General features: G+C 65.3%; 14 protein-coding genes. 3 read left to right on the forward strand and 11 right to left on the reverse strand.

All coding sequences use genetic code 11. The features are described from left to right. Positions 1–5 precede the first annotated feature (5 nt). Together bla and MJ205_RS18985 are read right to left on the reverse strand one after the other, a co-directional pair. Positions 6–914, reverse strand: a complete 909-nt coding sequence (gene bla / locus MJ205_RS18980) for a class A beta-lactamase (protein ID WP_239809880.1) — start codon at positions 912–914, stop codon at positions 6–8. A 108-nt stretch (positions 915–1,022) separates the two neighbouring features. Continuing rightward, positions 1,023–1,670 (reverse strand): PadR family transcriptional regulator, encoded by a 648-nt coding sequence (locus tag MJ205_RS18985; protein ID WP_239809881.1) that lies wholly within the window; start codon positions 1,668–1,670, stop codon positions 1,023–1,025. Positions 1,671–1,842: 172 nt separating this feature from the next. Between MJ205_RS18985 and MJ205_RS18990 the strand changes: the two genes are divergently transcribed. Both MJ205_RS18990 and map read left to right on the forward strand, forming a co-directional pair. After that, positions 1,843–2,073: a ParD-like family protein gene (locus MJ205_RS18990; protein ID WP_182326383.1), complete on the forward strand. Its 231-nt coding sequence runs from the start codon at positions 1,843–1,845 to the stop codon at positions 2,071–2,073. Further along, a complete protein-coding gene (gene map, locus MJ205_RS18995) occupies positions 2,070–2,864 on the forward strand; it encodes a type I methionyl aminopeptidase (RefSeq protein WP_239809882.1) in 795 nt (264 codons plus the stop codon). The genes MJ205_RS18990 and map overlap by 4 nt, the downstream gene beginning before the upstream one ends. A 155-nt stretch (positions 2,865–3,019) precedes the next feature. On the opposite strand, the gene MJ205_RS19000 is transcribed toward map, so the two are convergent. Continuing rightward, complete coding sequence (locus MJ205_RS19000) at positions 3,020–3,856, reverse strand: DUF4261 domain-containing protein (RefSeq protein ID WP_239809883.1); 837 nt, start codon at positions 3,854–3,856, stop codon at positions 3,020–3,022. 113 nt (positions 3,857–3,969) lie between these two features. Between MJ205_RS19000 and MJ205_RS19005 the strand changes: the two genes are divergently transcribed. Beyond that, positions 3,970–4,449 carry an RDD family protein gene (locus tag MJ205_RS19005; RefSeq protein WP_239809884.1) on the forward strand — a complete coding sequence of 160 codons (480 nt, stop codon included), beginning with the start codon at positions 3,970–3,972 and terminating at the stop codon, positions 4,447–4,449. Between the two features lie 26 nt (positions 4,450–4,475). Here the strand turns inward: MJ205_RS19005 and MJ205_RS19010 are convergent, their stop codons facing one another. The 8 genes from MJ205_RS19010 to MJ205_RS19045 form a co-directional block, all read right to left on the reverse strand. Beyond that, complete coding sequence (locus MJ205_RS19010; RefSeq protein ID WP_239809885.1) at positions 4,476–5,621, reverse strand: M20 family metallopeptidase; 1,146 nt, start codon at positions 5,619–5,621, stop codon at positions 4,476–4,478. 40 nt (positions 5,622–5,661) lie between these two features. Beyond that, complete coding sequence (locus MJ205_RS19015; RefSeq protein ID WP_239809886.1) at positions 5,662–6,540, reverse strand: alpha/beta hydrolase; 879 nt, start codon at positions 6,538–6,540, stop codon at positions 5,662–5,664. 31 nt (positions 6,541–6,571) lie between these two features. Further along, positions 6,572–7,576 (reverse strand): ABC transporter ATP-binding protein, encoded by a 1,005-nt coding sequence (locus MJ205_RS19020; protein WP_239809887.1) that lies wholly within the window; start codon positions 7,574–7,576, stop codon positions 6,572–6,574. After that, positions 7,573–8,550 carry an ABC transporter ATP-binding protein gene (locus MJ205_RS19025; protein WP_239809888.1) on the reverse strand — a complete coding sequence of 326 codons (978 nt, stop codon included), beginning with the start codon at positions 8,548–8,550 and terminating at the stop codon, positions 7,573–7,575. The genes MJ205_RS19020 and MJ205_RS19025 overlap by 4 nt, the downstream gene beginning before the upstream one ends. Further along, positions 8,550–9,476: an ABC transporter permease gene (locus MJ205_RS19030; protein WP_239812797.1), complete on the reverse strand. Its 927-nt coding sequence runs from the start codon at positions 9,474–9,476 to the stop codon at positions 8,550–8,552. Before MJ205_RS19030 ends, MJ205_RS19025 begins: the two co-directional genes overlap by 1 nt. Beyond that, on the reverse strand, positions 9,476–10,450 hold the full coding sequence (locus MJ205_RS19035; RefSeq protein WP_239809889.1) for an ABC transporter permease: 975 nt from the start codon (positions 10,448–10,450) through the stop codon (positions 9,476–9,478). Before MJ205_RS19035 ends, MJ205_RS19030 begins: the two co-directional genes overlap by 1 nt. Positions 10,451–10,629: 179 nt before the next feature. Continuing rightward, positions 10,630–12,246, reverse strand: a complete 1,617-nt coding sequence (locus MJ205_RS19040) for an ABC transporter substrate-binding protein (RefSeq protein ID WP_239812798.1) — start codon at positions 12,244–12,246, stop codon at positions 10,630–10,632. 130 nt (positions 12,247–12,376) lie between these two features. Next, complete coding sequence (locus MJ205_RS19045) at positions 12,377–13,990, reverse strand: ABC transporter substrate-binding protein (RefSeq protein ID WP_239809890.1); 1,614 nt, start codon at positions 13,988–13,990, stop codon at positions 12,377–12,379. Between the last annotated feature and the right edge of the window lie 45 nt (positions 13,991–14,035).

Raw genomic sequence — 14,035 nt, forward strand, 5'->3', positions numbered from 1 at the left:
CTCGCTTACAGCGCGGCGTGCCATTGCGCAATCGCTGCGCCCACCTTGGCCATCACCTCGTCGCTTTGCGCGGTCGTGCGCTCGCCGCCGGTCAGGTAGGCGGTGATGATCAGGCCTTCCGAGGCCGCATGGGGCCAGGCGATCAGGCAGTCGTTGGCGGTGCTGTGGGCACCGGCACCGGTCTTGCCGCCCACGCGCCACTCCGATGGCAGGCCCGCGCGCACGCGCTTGTCGCCGGTGCGGCTGTCGCTCAGCCATTGCTGCAGCATCGCGCGGCCATAGCCCTTGAGCACATCGCCCAGCAGCAGTGCCTGCAGGGTCGCCTGCATCGCACGCGGCGTCGTGGTGTCGCGCGGGTCGCCGGGCTCGGCCGTGTTGAGCAGGGGCTCGATGCGGTCCAGGCGTGTCGCCTTGTCGCCCAGGGTGCGCAGCCAGGCCGTCAAGGCTTCGGGCCCGCCGCTGGCGCGCAGCAGCAGGTTGGCGGCGACGTTGTCGCTCAGCACCACAATCGCCTCGCTCAGCTCCAGCAGGCTGATGCCGCCAGGCTGGTCCTTGTACTTTTCCGTCACCGGCGCATAGGGCACCATGTCGGCCGAGGTCACCAGCACCTGCTGGCCCAGGTCGAGCGCACCGGTCTGCCCCAGGTACAGCACATGGGCGGCCAGCAAAGTCTTGAAGGTGCTGCACATCGGAAAGCGTTCATCGCTGCGGTAACCGGCCTCGCCACCGGTCTCGGCATCAAACGCATAAACGCCCAGGCGGCCACCGCTCTGGGCTTCGATCAGGGTCAGCGCCTTGTGCAGCGCACGGTCGGCACGGGGATGGGCAGACTGGCGGGATGCGCATCCGGCCAGGCCAAAAACGGAGCCGCTACCCATGACCAGGGTGGCGGCTACAAAGTGGCGTCGTTGCATGGTTTTGCTCGCTGAAGGGGGCCACGGCTGTGGCGATCCACCAAGCATACCTTGGCCCCAAGCCTGCGCCAGGCGATGGCGCAAGCTTTGCTGCGGCAGCGCAACAGCCTAGGCCTTTTCGATCTTCAGAGCGACCTCGTCGAGCAGCGCAGCGATCTTGTCGATCTGCTCGGCCGACAGCGCCGTCTCGCCGTCGCCCGCCATCTTCAGGCGCAGGGCCATCTTGAAGTTCTCGATCGCACGCACCAGCTGCGGCGGGCGCTGGCGGGCATCGCGGTCCTTGCCACGGGCCAGGCGCGTCAGCAGCAGCTGCAGCGCATCGGCTTGCTCGGCCAGGGCCTGCTCGCCTTCGGCAGTGATGGTGTAGCGCTTGCGGCCGCCTTCGGATTCGCTGGCCGTGGCATGGCCCATGTCCACCAGGTAGCTCAAGGTGGGGTAGATCGTGCCGGGGCTGGGCTGGTAGTCGCCGCCGACCAGCTCGCCCACGGCGCGGATCACGTCGTAGCCATGGCTGGGTTGCTGGCCAATCAAATGCAGCGCCAGCAGCTTGAGGCCGCCAGCCTCGAACATGCGCTCACGCTTGTGCGCCAGGTGGCGCGCAGCGTCCGGCCCGTGGCCATGGCCGTGCGGACCGTGGCCCGGACCATCGCCATGGTGGCGTGGGCCCCGGCCGGGGCCGCCCTCTTCGCCCATATGGCGGCCACGGGGGCTGTGCAGGTGGTGGTGGTGCTGAAAGTGGTGATGGGGATGTGGCATCTGTGTTCCTTTACTAAGATGCATCTAAGATATATCTTTCAATCAAAGATTTCAAGCCGGTTTTTGTAAAGATATATCTTTACTGCCGTTGCCGACAGCGCCACACAGACCGCGCGTCAACGAAAAATATATAAAACATATACAATTCGCATATGTTTTATAGAGGATAACCATGGGCATCGTCAAAATTTCCGACCCGATGCATGAGAACCTGCGGGTCGCGGGCGCGGCGCTGAGCCGTTCGATCAATGCGCAGGCCGAGCACTGGATGCGGGTCGGCATGCTCGCCGAGATGTACCCCGATATGGACCACCGGGCAATCTGCCAGGTGCTGGTGCAGGCGGAGCTGGACGGCGGCCTGGATATCCATTCGCTGGTGGCCAAGGCAAGGATGGCGGCATGACGCAGCGCATCACGCCTGTGCATACCGCCAGCGAGCTGGCCAGTGCGCGCCAGGCGGCGCAGCTGGCGGCCGAGGTGCTGGAGATGATTGCACCCCATGTGGTGCCGGGGGTCAGCACCGCGGCGCTCGATGCCATCTGCCACGACTACATCGTGAACGTGCAAAAGGCGGTGCCGGCCAATCTGGGCTACCAGGGCTACCCCAAGACCATCCTCACCTCGGTGAACCATGTCGTCTGCCACGGCATTCCGTCCGAGGACCGGGTGCTGAAAAAGGGCGACATCGTCAACATCGATGTCGCCGTCATCAAGGATGGCTGGTTTGGCGACACCAGCCGCATGTACTTTGTCGGCACGCCCAGCATTCTGGCCAAGCGCCTGGTCGAGACCACCTACGAGGCGCTGCGTGCCGGCATTGCCCAGGTGCGGCCGGGCGCCACCTTGGGCGATATCGGCCATGCGATCGAGACGGTGGCCAAGCGCGCGGGCTTTGGCGTGGTGCGCGAGTTCTGCGGCCATGGCATTGGCCAGACCTACCACGATGCCCCGAATGTGCTGCACTACGGCAACCCGGGCGAGGGCCTGGTGCTGGAGGCCGGCATGCTGTTCACGATCGAGCCCATGCTCAATGCCGGCAAGCGCCAGGTCAAGACCCTCGCCGATGGCTGGACCGTCGTGACCCAGGACCATTCGCTGTCGGCACAGTGGGAGCACATGGTGGCCGTGACGCCCGATGGCCATGAGGTGCTGACGACCTGGCCCAACGGCACCGGCAGCTACGCACCGGTCTGAGAGTCGCTAACACAACCCTTGATACGTCGTTGCCTGGCCGGCCGCGCCAAGCCTTGTCGTACTACTGTACTGCCTGCGGCTCGGCGCCTAGTCGGGGACGCCTAGTCTCAACCGCAGACCTTCGGATTGCTGGGTTGTGTTAGCGACTCTAAACCTCAGTTCGCTTGGTTGGCCCCGTCAGCAGGCCGTGGATCGATATCGACCACCAGCCGCTCCGGCTCGACCAGCGCATCGAGGTGCTTGCAGGCCCATTTGCTGTGGCCATCGATGCCGGCCACCGTGTGGCCGTCGGCGATCACATCGCCGTGCTCGACCAGGTAGACGCTGGTATTGAACACAAAGCGCGAGACTTCGGCAGGGTCCAGCTCGGAGAACAGCAGCTGCACATCGGGCACGCCAAAGGTGGCGCCGCCCAGGCTGTCCATCAGCATCTCGCCGGGGCGGTTGCTGATGTTGAAAAAGCGCACATTGACGACGCCGTAGTAGACAAAGCCTTCGGCATGGGCCTGCAGGTAGCGCTGCGGGTTCAGCAGGCAGCCGGCATTGGTCTGGCTGATCGCCGTGACGCCCCCGTTCTCGATCAGCACATGCATGACCGCTTGCAGAATCTCCAGCCGCTCGGGCGCTGAAAGACCTCTACCCATGAACTCGCTCACCAGCACGCAGTGCTGGCACTGGGCCAGCGCACTCTCCTTCTCGGGCCAGTCCCAGGTCTGCTCCAGCGCGCTGGCGTAGTCTGTGGGGTCCATCGGCTCGCCTGCGCGGATGATCGCGATCTCGCTGGGCACGCCCTTTTTGTCGCTGTAGTCCACGCAGTAGTCGCGCAGCGCCAGCAAGATGGTGTCGCCGTCTGCGACCAAATCTACCGCGCCCAGGCGCTCTGCCAGCGCGGCGCGCAGGGTTTCGCCATCCAGCATTGCGGGCTGGGCGTACAGCGCTTCAAAGGCCCACATATCGGGGGCCATGCGGAGCTCGGGATTGGGGGGTGCCATGGTGCGCTCTCGGGCAGTGGAGAAAGCCGCATCTTGCCATGGCAACGCGAGGTCCGGCTTACGCAAGCTTTACCTGCGCGGCCTAAGATGGCGCCATCCCGTGGGAGCAAAAAATGGACAACAGCGATCTGGAATATGTAGGCTTTTGGGCGCGCGTCGGTGCGGCCTTGATCGACACCGTGGTGTTGCTCGTCATCATCACCCCGGCCTTGGTGGCCATCTACGGCTGGGAGTACTTCATGGCGGAAGGCCTGGTGCAGGGCCCGGCCGATGTGCTGATCAGCTGGGTGCTGCCCGCTGTGGCCTGCATCTGGCTGTGGCACAAGCTGCGGGCCACACCAGGCAAGATGCTGATTGGGGCCGAGATTGTGGATGCCGGGACTGGCGAGGCGATGAGCCTGGGCCAATCAGTGGTCCGCTACCTCGGCTATTTTGTGTCCATCATCCCGCTCTGCCTGGGCCTCATCTGGGTGGCCTTTGACCCGCGCAAGCAGGGCTGGCACGACAAGATCGCGGGCACCGTGGTGGTGCGCCGCAAGGGTGGGCGCACCCAGCCCGTGCAGTTCAAGGGATCGCCGCGCGACCCCGACTGAACTGCAACTGGGGCCAGCCCCTGGTCTTAATCCAGGTGGGTCAGCAGGTGCAGCCAGAAGCGCGCCCGCATCTCTAGAGTCGACACCAGGATGTGCTCGTACACCGTGTGGGCGCCGTCGCCGTCGGCACCCAGGCCGTCCAGCGATGGCACGCCCATGGCCGAGGTGAAGTTGGCATCGCTGCCGCCGCCGGTAGGGGGCGCTTCTTCCAGTGCAAAGCCGGCCTCGCGGGCCGATTGTTGGGCCTTGGCCAGCAGCGCTTCGGCGCGCGCGTCCTTGACCATTGGCGGGCGGTTCACCTCCACATCGATATCCAGCGCCAGGCCTTCGCCGACAGGGCGCAGTGCGCGCATCTTGCCCACCAGCTCATCGGCAGCCTGCAAATCGGGCAGGCGGAAATCGACCACGCACTTGCAGAAGGCGGGCACGGTGTTGGTGGTGGTGCCGCCTTCGATGGTGCCCACGCTCACGGTCACGCCACGCTGGTAGTCGGTCATCGCTTCCAGCGCCAGGATCTGGTGCGCCATTTCGCGGATCGCGCTGCGGCCCTTGTCATGGGCGACGCCGGCATGCGATGCCAGGCCCTTGACGCCCAGGCGCAGCATGCCGGTGCCCTTGCGCGCGGTCACGCAGCGGCCGCCGTTGGCGCGTGCGGGCTCGGCCACCAGGCAGTAGCGCGCATGGCGGGCAAAGGCCTCGATGTGCTTGCGCGATGCGTGGCTGCCGGTTTCCTCGTCCGGCACGATCAGCAGGTCCACCGGCAGCGGGGTGCTGCCCGGCGTGGCCACCGCGCTCAGTGCGGTCAGTGCCAGGTAGATGCCCGCCTTCATGTCGTAGCCGCCGGGGCCGTAGAGGCGGTCGCCTTCGATGCGGATCGGGTTGTCGGCCAGCATGCCGATGGGGTGCACGGTGTCCGCGTGGCCCAGGATCAGCAGGCCTTCACGGGTATCGCCCTCGGCGCGGTTGGTGATGTGCAGCACGGGCAGCACCGGGCCGGGCGCATGCTTGCCCTCGGCCTGGGTCTCGATCACCGTGGCACGCAGGCCCGCCGCTGCGGCCTGGGCGCGCATCATCTCGACCATGCGGGCGATCGATGCGGGGTTGTTCGATGGCGATTCGCAGCGCATCCATTCCGAGATGCCGTCCACCAGTTGTTGCGTTGTTGCTTGCATCCTTGTTCCTTGGGTCTTGTCGAAAAGTGATCGGTGGGAGTCAGGCGGTCACGCGGCCGGCCCAGGGGGCCAGCCAGTCCGCATCGGGCATGCGCCCTTCAAACCAGAGATGGGCGCAGACATGGCTCATGGCCTCGCCATCGTGGCCGATGCCTGCGACCTCATGCAGCTGCCAGGCCAGCGGCATGCCCAGCCGGGCCGCTGCCTGCAGGCCGGCAGCGTAGTAGTGGCGGGCGCGGGCAAAGCGGTGCGGGCCCTGGCGCAGCGCGGCGGGCTCGGCCGGCAGGTTGGGGTCCTGGGTGTCGGTGTCGCGGTCGCCCGCCAAAATGACCAGCGGGGTGCGCAGCAGCCGGGCCAGCGCCCCATCGGCCAGACCAATGCCGGCCAGGCCTTGCGGAAAGTCCTGCTGGGCATCGGGCAAGGTGTACCAGCCCGGGTTGCCCGCCGCCACGCCGGCAAAACCGTCGGCGCCCAGGGTGCTGACCAGGCGGTGCACAAACTGGCCGCCGGCCGAATGGCCAAACAGGTAGAGCGGCTGCTGCTGCACCACCCCGGCATCGCGCAGCTGCCGGGCCAGGTTCACTACCGCCTGGTAGGCCCAGTAGTCACGCGGCTGCAGGTCGCCCTCTTCGCTCCAGACGCTGCCGTTGTTGTAGCTCTCCACCCCCGGCCAGTGCGCGTTGCCAAAGGTCGGCGCGATGATCTGCAGGCCATAGCGGTCCGCAGCGGGCATCCAGAAGTCGCGGTAGTCGTCGCCATTGCGCAGCACGCCGTGCTGCACCAGCACCACCGGCGCATCGGCGGCCACGCCTTCGGGGCGGTAGCAGTTCAGGGTGATCGGCAGATAGAGCGCGCCGTCGCCGGCTTGCCAGTCGATTGCAAAACGGCCGTGCTGCCGGGTAAAACGTTGCCAGTCCATGCGGTGGTGTTCCTTGTAGCCGTCCAGGCGGTCAGTCCAACAAATGGCAGGCGGTCACATGGCCGGCTGCCGTCTCGCGCAGGCGTGGCACCTCCTGCTTGCAGCGCTCCATCGCATGCGGGCAGCGCGGGTGGAAGGTGCAGCCCGAGGGCGGGTTCAGCGGCGAGGGGATCTCGCCCTTGATAGGGGTGAACACGCGCTTGCGCCGGCCCACATCGGGCACCTCGGCCAGCAGCGCCTGGGTGTAGGGATGCTGGGCCTGGCCAAAGATCTCGGCGGTGGGCGCCATCTCGACGATCTTGCCCAGGTACATGATGGCCACCTTGTCGGAGATGTGGCGCACCACGCCCAGGTCATGGCTGATGAACAGGTAGGTCAGGCCGCGCTGGGCGCGCAGGTCCATGAACAGGTTGATCACCTGCGCCTGGATGGACACATCGAGTGCGGCCACCGGCTCGTCGCAGACCAGGAACTCCGGCGTCACCATCAGCGCGCGGGCAATGCCGATGCGCTGGCGCTGGCCGCCCGATATCTGGTGCGGCAGGCGGGCGCGGTACTCGCTGGCCAAGCCCACTTCGGCCAGCGCGGCATCGACCTTGGCGGGCACCTCGGCCGCAGGGGCCAGCTTGTGCACATGCAGTGCCTCGCCCAGGATCTGGTGCAGCTTCTGGCGCGGGTTGAGCGAGGCCTGCGGGTCCTGGAACACCATTTGCACACCCAGGGTGTAGGCCAGCTTGTCCTGGCCGCCCAGCTGGCTCACGTCCTGGCCCTGGTAGAGCAGCTGGCCTTCGGTCGCAGGGTGCAGGCCGGCCACAACGCGGCCCAAGGTGGACTTGCCGCAGCCGGATTCGCCCACCAGGCCCAGCACCTCGCCCTTGGCGATCTGCAGGTTGACGCCGTTGACGGCATGCACGGTGCGCGTCTGCGCGGGCTGCCGGGCGACGGCGCCGACGATTTTCTGCAGCAGATCGGGCGCGCTGACAAAGCGCTTGTGCACATCGCGCAGTTCAATCACAGGGGTAGTCATCGCGGTCATGCGGCAGGTGCCTCCAGCGGTACAAAGCAGCGGAATGCGCGGCCGGGAATGGTAGTGACGGGGGGCTGCTCATCGACGCAGCGCGGGATGGCACGGCTGCAGCGCGGCGCAAAGGCGCAGCCGGGCACGCGGCCCGACAGGCTGGGCGCCATGCCATTGATCTGCGTCAGGCGCTCGCCTGGCGTGGCCTGGGCGGGCAGCGAATTGAGCAGGCCCTGGGTGTAGGGGTGGCGCGGTGCATCCAGCACCTCGGCAACGGTGCCGGTCTCGACAATGCGGCCGCCATACATCACGGCCACCCGGTCGGCCAGCTCGGCGATCACGCCCAGGTCGTGGGTGATCCAGATCAGTGCCGTGCCCTGGGCCTGGCAGATCTGCTGCATGCGGTAGAGGATCTGGCCCTGGATGGTGACATCCAGCGCCGTCGTGGGCTCGTCGCAGATGATCAGGTCGGGGCGGTTGAGCATCGCAATCGCAATCGCCACGCGCTGGCGCATGCCGCCCGAGAACTCATGGGGGTAACTGCGCAGGCGCTTCTCCGGCGCGGGGATGCCGACCATCGCCAGCGCCTCCACGCAGCGCTGCAGCGCCTGCGCCTTGGGCAGCTTCTGGTGCGCGTCGATGGCCTCGAGCATCTGCTCTTCGATGCGCAGCACCGGGTTGAGCGTCATCAGCGGATCCTGAAAGATCATCGCGATGCGGTCGCCGCGCAGCTGGCGCATGGACTCGGCCGACAGCACGCGCAGGTCCTGGCCCTTGAACAGCACCTTGCCCTGGGTGACTTCGCCGGGCGCATCGATCATGCCGAAGATGGAGAAGCCGGTGACCGACTTGCCCGAGCCGGATTCACCGACCAGGCCCAGGATTTCACCCGCCTCCAGGCGGATATCGATGTCGCTGACGGCGGGCCATGCGCCCTCTTCGGTGTGGAACACCGTCTGCAGATCTTGTACTTCAAGCAAAGGGATAGTCATTACTTCCTCGGGTCCAGAGCTTCACGCAGGCGGTCGCCGATCAGGTTGATCGACAGGATCAGGGCCAGCAGCGCCAGGCCGGGGAACATGCTGATCCAGTAGTCACCCGACATCAGGTACTGAAAGCCGTTGGCAATCAGCAGACCCAGCGAGGGCTCGGTGATCGGCACCCCCACGCCCAGGAAGGACAGGGTGGCTTCGAGCACGATGGCATTGGCAATCTGGATGGTGGCAAACACCATCACCGGGCCCATGCAGTTGGGCAGCAGGTGGCGCGTCATGATGCGCCAGCCGGGGAAGCCCAGGTTCTTGGCTGCCTCGATGTATTCCTTCTTGCGCTCCTGCAGGGCACGGCCGCGCATGATGCGCGCGTAATGCGCCCACTGCACCATCACGATGGCGATCACCACCTTATCCACGCCCCGGCCCAGAATGGCCAGCAGCACCAGCGCCACCAGGATGGTGGGAAAGCCGAGGATGAAGTCGACGATGCGCATCAGCACCGTATCGACCCAGCCGCCAAAATAGGCGGCGACCAGGCCCACCAGGCTGCCGATGATGGTGGCGAGCACCACGGCGCTCAGGCCCACCATCAGGCTGATGCGCAGGCCATGCAGAATGGCCGAGAGCATGTCGCGGCCCTGGTCATCGGTGCCCAGCCAGTAGGTCATGCCCGAAGCGGCTTCGGACATCGGCTTGAGGCGGCCGTCCATCAGGTCGAGCGCGCCCAGGTCATAGGGGTTTTGCGGCGACAGAAACGGCGCCAGCAGCACCACGGCCAGCAGCAGCACGAGGGCAATCACCGCACCCTTGACGGAGGGCTTGCTGCGCAGTTTCTTCAGGATGGCACGCCGCTGGGGCGTGTCTTGCAGGGGCTGGGCCCGCTTGCTGGGATCGATGGTCATCAGGGATTTGTCGGGCTGCATCATGGGGCCTCCTGCAGCTGTACGCGCGGATCCAGCACGGCATAGGCCAGGTCCACCAGGAGGTTGATCATCACGAAGATGAAGGTGACCAGCATCACATAGGCCACCACCACCGGGCGGTCGAGCTTGTAGATGCTGTCAATCAAAAGCTTGCCCATTCCGGGCCAGGCGAAGACGGTCTCGGTGATAGTCGAGTAGGCGATCAGGGTGCCGAACTCCATGCCGATCACGGTGACCACGGGGATCAGGATGTTGCGCAGGATGTGGCGGGTCAGGATGCGGCGCTCGCTGATGCCCTTGGCGCGCGCGAACTTCACATACTCCTGGGTCTTGGCCTCCATCACGCCGGTGGCGGTGAGCCGCAGCACCAGCGCGATATTGCCCAGCGCCAGGTTGATGGCCGGCAGCATCACATGGCTCCAGCCATCGGCGGTGAACAGCGACAGCGGCACACCCAGCACATTCACCGTGTCACCCCGGCCCGACGACGGCAGCCATTGCAACCAGACGGCGAACATCAATATCAGCATCATGCCCTGCCAGAAGTTGGGCAACGAAAAGCCCAGCACCGAGCCGCCCATCAGGCTGCGGCCCAGTGGCTTGTCGTTGAAGAGGCCGGCCACCAGGCCCAGCGGAATGCCGATCAGGCAGGTCAGGCCAATGGCCACCACGACCAGCTCGAAAGTGGCCGGAAAGCGCTGCACGATCAGCTCGATCGCAGGAATGCCATGCACAAACGAGGTGCCCAGGTCACCCTGGAAGGCGCGGGTCAGAAAACTCCAGTACTGCAGCCAGACCGGCAGGTCCAGGCCCAGGCGCTGGATCATCGCCTGGCGGTCTGCATCGCTGGCCTCGGCGCTCACCAGCAGCTCGATGGGGTCGCCCACCGCGTAGACCGCCATGAACACCACCAGCGAGACCGCCAGCAGCACCAGAAAACTTTGCACCATGCGGCGCAGGATATAGACGATCACATTACGTCCTCAAAATTAGAATGCCATGCGCTGTCACCTGCATGGTTGTCGCCCTCTGTGGAGTCTTTTCATCGGGGGGCGTACAAAATCACAAAGCCCGCATGGCCCCACCACTGGAGCTGGATGCGGGCCATGCCAGGGACCGGGCCTTGCGTTGCGCCCGGTGTGGCATCAACTTGCTATTTCGGTTTGACCGACATGGCCAGCGTGTACTGGTCGCGTCGGCCTTCGTAGCTCAACCCTTTCTTGAATGCCCAGATGCTGCTCTCGAAGTGCAGCGGAATCAGCGGTACGTTGGCCAGCGCAATCTGCGTGGCCTGCTGGTAGGCGGCCTTGCGTGCGTTCGCGTCCATCTGCGACATCGCCGGCACAAACACCTGGTCAAACGCGGGCAGGCTAAAGCCGCCGTAGTTGCTGGTGCCCAGGCCCTTGTCCTTGTCGGTGGTGGCCACCCAGTACTGGAACAGGCCCGAGGCCTCACCGTTCTCCGAGGGCCAGCCGCCGATCGCGAAACTGAACTCACGCTTGGCGCGCTTGGGGAAATAGATGGCTGCCGCCTGCGCATCCACCGTGGTCTTGATGCCGATCCGCGTCAGGTACTGGGCCACCGCCTGCGCGATCTGGCCGTCGTTGATGTAGCGGTCATTGGTGGTGGTCAGAGTCAGCTCGAAGCCTTGCGGGTAGCCGGCCTCGGCCAGCAGCTTCTTGGCGCCTTCGGGATCGAACTTGATCTCGGTCGGCTGGTCGAGGCTGCCGAACATGCCGGTGGGCATGTACTGGTTGGCGACGGTGGCCATGCCATCCATCAGCCGCTGCACGATCGCCTTGCGGTCAATGGCCATGTTGATAGCCTGGCGCACACGCAGGTCCTGCAGCGGGTTCTTGCCATCGGCAGCCTTGGCAAACGGGCTTTGCGCGCGGCCGGCGTCCGGCTGGAAGAAGACCAGCCGGGTCGATGGCGTGGCGACAAAGTCGAGCTTGCTGTTGTCCTTGATGCGCGGCAGGTCGCGCGCAGCGGGGCTTTCGATGATGTCGTAGTCGCCGGACATCAGGCCTGTCAGGCGCGGGCCGGCATTGGGCACGGGCACCATCTTGACCGTCTTCCAGTGCGGTTTGCTGCCCCAGTAGCCTTCATTGCGCTCCAACTCGATGCCAGTGCCCTTGACATAGGACTTGAGCTTGTACGGACCCGTGCCGATGGACAGCTTGCCGGTGTTGAAATCAGCCACCGTGGGCCAGGGCGAGGTGACGCCGCAGCCTTCCTTGGGCGCAAAGCGCAGCTTGTCGAACTTGGCGATGCCGCTCCAGATGATGGGCAGCGAACGCGCCAGCTCATTGGGCATTGTCGGGATGGGCCGCTCGCTCTTGATGATGACGGTGTAGTCATCGGGCGTCTGCACATCGCTGAAGCTCTGGGCCGGCTCCATGTAGGAGCGCGAAACATTGGTCTCGTTGTTCAGCACGCGGCACAGGGTGAACAGCACATCCTTGGAGGTGAAGGGCTCGCCATTGGAGAACTTCACACCCTGGCGCAGTTTCAGCTCCCAGGTGTTGTCATCGATGGCGCGCCAGGACTGGGCCAGGCCCGGGACCAGCTCCATCTGCGCATTGCGGTTGATCAGCGACTCGAAGACATGGGCCGAGAACGCGTCGTTGGTGGTGACCTTGTGGTAATGCGGGTCAGCGGCGGTGGGCTCGGAGGCGAGACCGATGGTCAGCGACTGGGCGGCGGCCATGCCCGCAGGCAGGGCCAACGCAGCCAGGCTGGCCAGCGACAAGGGTGTGCGGCGCGAGATCTTCTTGATAGACACAGGTCGTTCCTCCTTGGTGAAAAGCCTCTGCGGTCAGGCCATGCAAATGCCATGCCACAGCAACCCATCCGCTCCACAGGCCGGGGACTGCGCCCCCGGCTGCTTCAGCGCCCTCTTACTTCGCCGGCTTGACCGACGTTGCCAGCGTGTACTGGTCGCGGCGGCCTTCGTAGCTCAGCTCTTTCTTGAAGGCCCAGATGCTGCTTTCAAAGTGCAGCGGGATCAGCGGTACGTTGTCCAGCGCGATCTGCGTGGCCTGCTCGAGCATGGCCTTGCGCTTGACCGGATCCACCGTCTTGGCAGCCGGAATGTAGACCTTGTCGAACTCGGCATTGCTGAACGCGCCGTAGTTGCTGGTGCCCAGGCCCTTGGGCGAATCGGTGCTGGCCACCCACAGCTGGAACAGGCCCGAGGCCTCGCCGTTCTCCGAAGGCCAGCCGCCGATGGGGAAGCTGAACTCACGCTTGGCGCGCTTGGGGAAGTAGATCGACGCGGTCATCGCATCGACCTTGGTCTTGATGCCGATGCGGGTCAGGTACTGCGCGACCGCTTGCGCAATCTGCGCATCGTTCATGTAGCGGTCGTTCGTCGACGACAGGGTCATCTCGAAGCCATTGGGATAGCCGGCTTCGGCCAGCAGCTTCTTGGCGCCTTCGGGGTCGAACTTGATCTCGGGGGCCTTCACGCTGCCAAACATGCCATCGGGCATGTACTGGTAGGCGGGGGTGGCCATGCCGTCCATCAGGCGCTGCACGATGGCCTTGCGGTCGATCGCCATGTTGATGGCCTTGCGCACGCGCAGGTCCTGCAGCGGGTTCTTGCCATCGGGGGCGGTCACGAACGGCGACTTGTCGCGGCCGATATCGGGCTGGAAGAACACCAGGCGGGTCGACGGCGTGGCAACAAAGGCCAGCTTCTTGTCGTCCTTGATGCGGGCCAGGTCGCGGGCGGCCGGGTTCTCGATCAGGTCGTAGTCACCGGACATCAGACCCGTCAGGCGCGGGCCCGCATTGGGCACGGCCACCATCTTGACGGTCTGCCAGGCAGGCTTGGCGCCCCAGTAGCCGTCATTGCGCTCCAGGGTGATGGCATTGCCCTTCACATAGGACTTGAGCTTGAACGGGCCGGTGCCGATGGCCATCTTGCCGCTGTTGAAGTCGGCCACCGTGGGCCAGGGGCCCTTGTAGCCGCAGCCTTCCTTGGGCGCGAACCTGAGCTTGTCGTGCTTGACGATGCTGCTGGAGATGATGGGCAGGTTGCGTGCAAATTCGGCCGGGATCAGCGGCACCGGCTCGGCGGTCTTGACGATCACCGTCAGGTCATCGGGGGTCTGCACATCGGTGATCAGCTTGGTCGTATCCATGTACGACTGCGAGACATTGGTCTCGTTGTTCAACGTGCGGCAGATGGTGAACAGCACGTCCTGCGACGTGAAAGGCGCGCCGTTGGAGAACTTCACATCCTTGCGCAGCTTGAACTCCCAGGTCAGGTCGTCCAGGTTCTTCCACGAGGTGGCCAGCGACGGCACCAGCTCCATGCTCGCGGTACGGCCCACCAGCGAGTCATAGACATGCGCCGAGAACGAGTCGTTCGTCGTCATCTTGTGGTAGTGGGGATCGGCCGCTGTCGGCTCGGAGGCCAGGGCGATGGTCAGGTGTTGGGCGTGGGCTGCGCCAATGAGCGAGGCACCCACCAGCGCCAGGGCGCGCTTGTTCAATGCGAAATTCATGTCTGTCCTTGGGATCTTGGCTAGCACTGCCCGCAGGCAGCGCTT

Origin of the sequence: Comamonas sp. B21-038, from assembly GCF_022387135.1 — a bacterium.
GTDB lineage: Bacteria > Pseudomonadota > Gammaproteobacteria > Burkholderiales > Burkholderiaceae_C > Comamonas > Comamonas sediminis.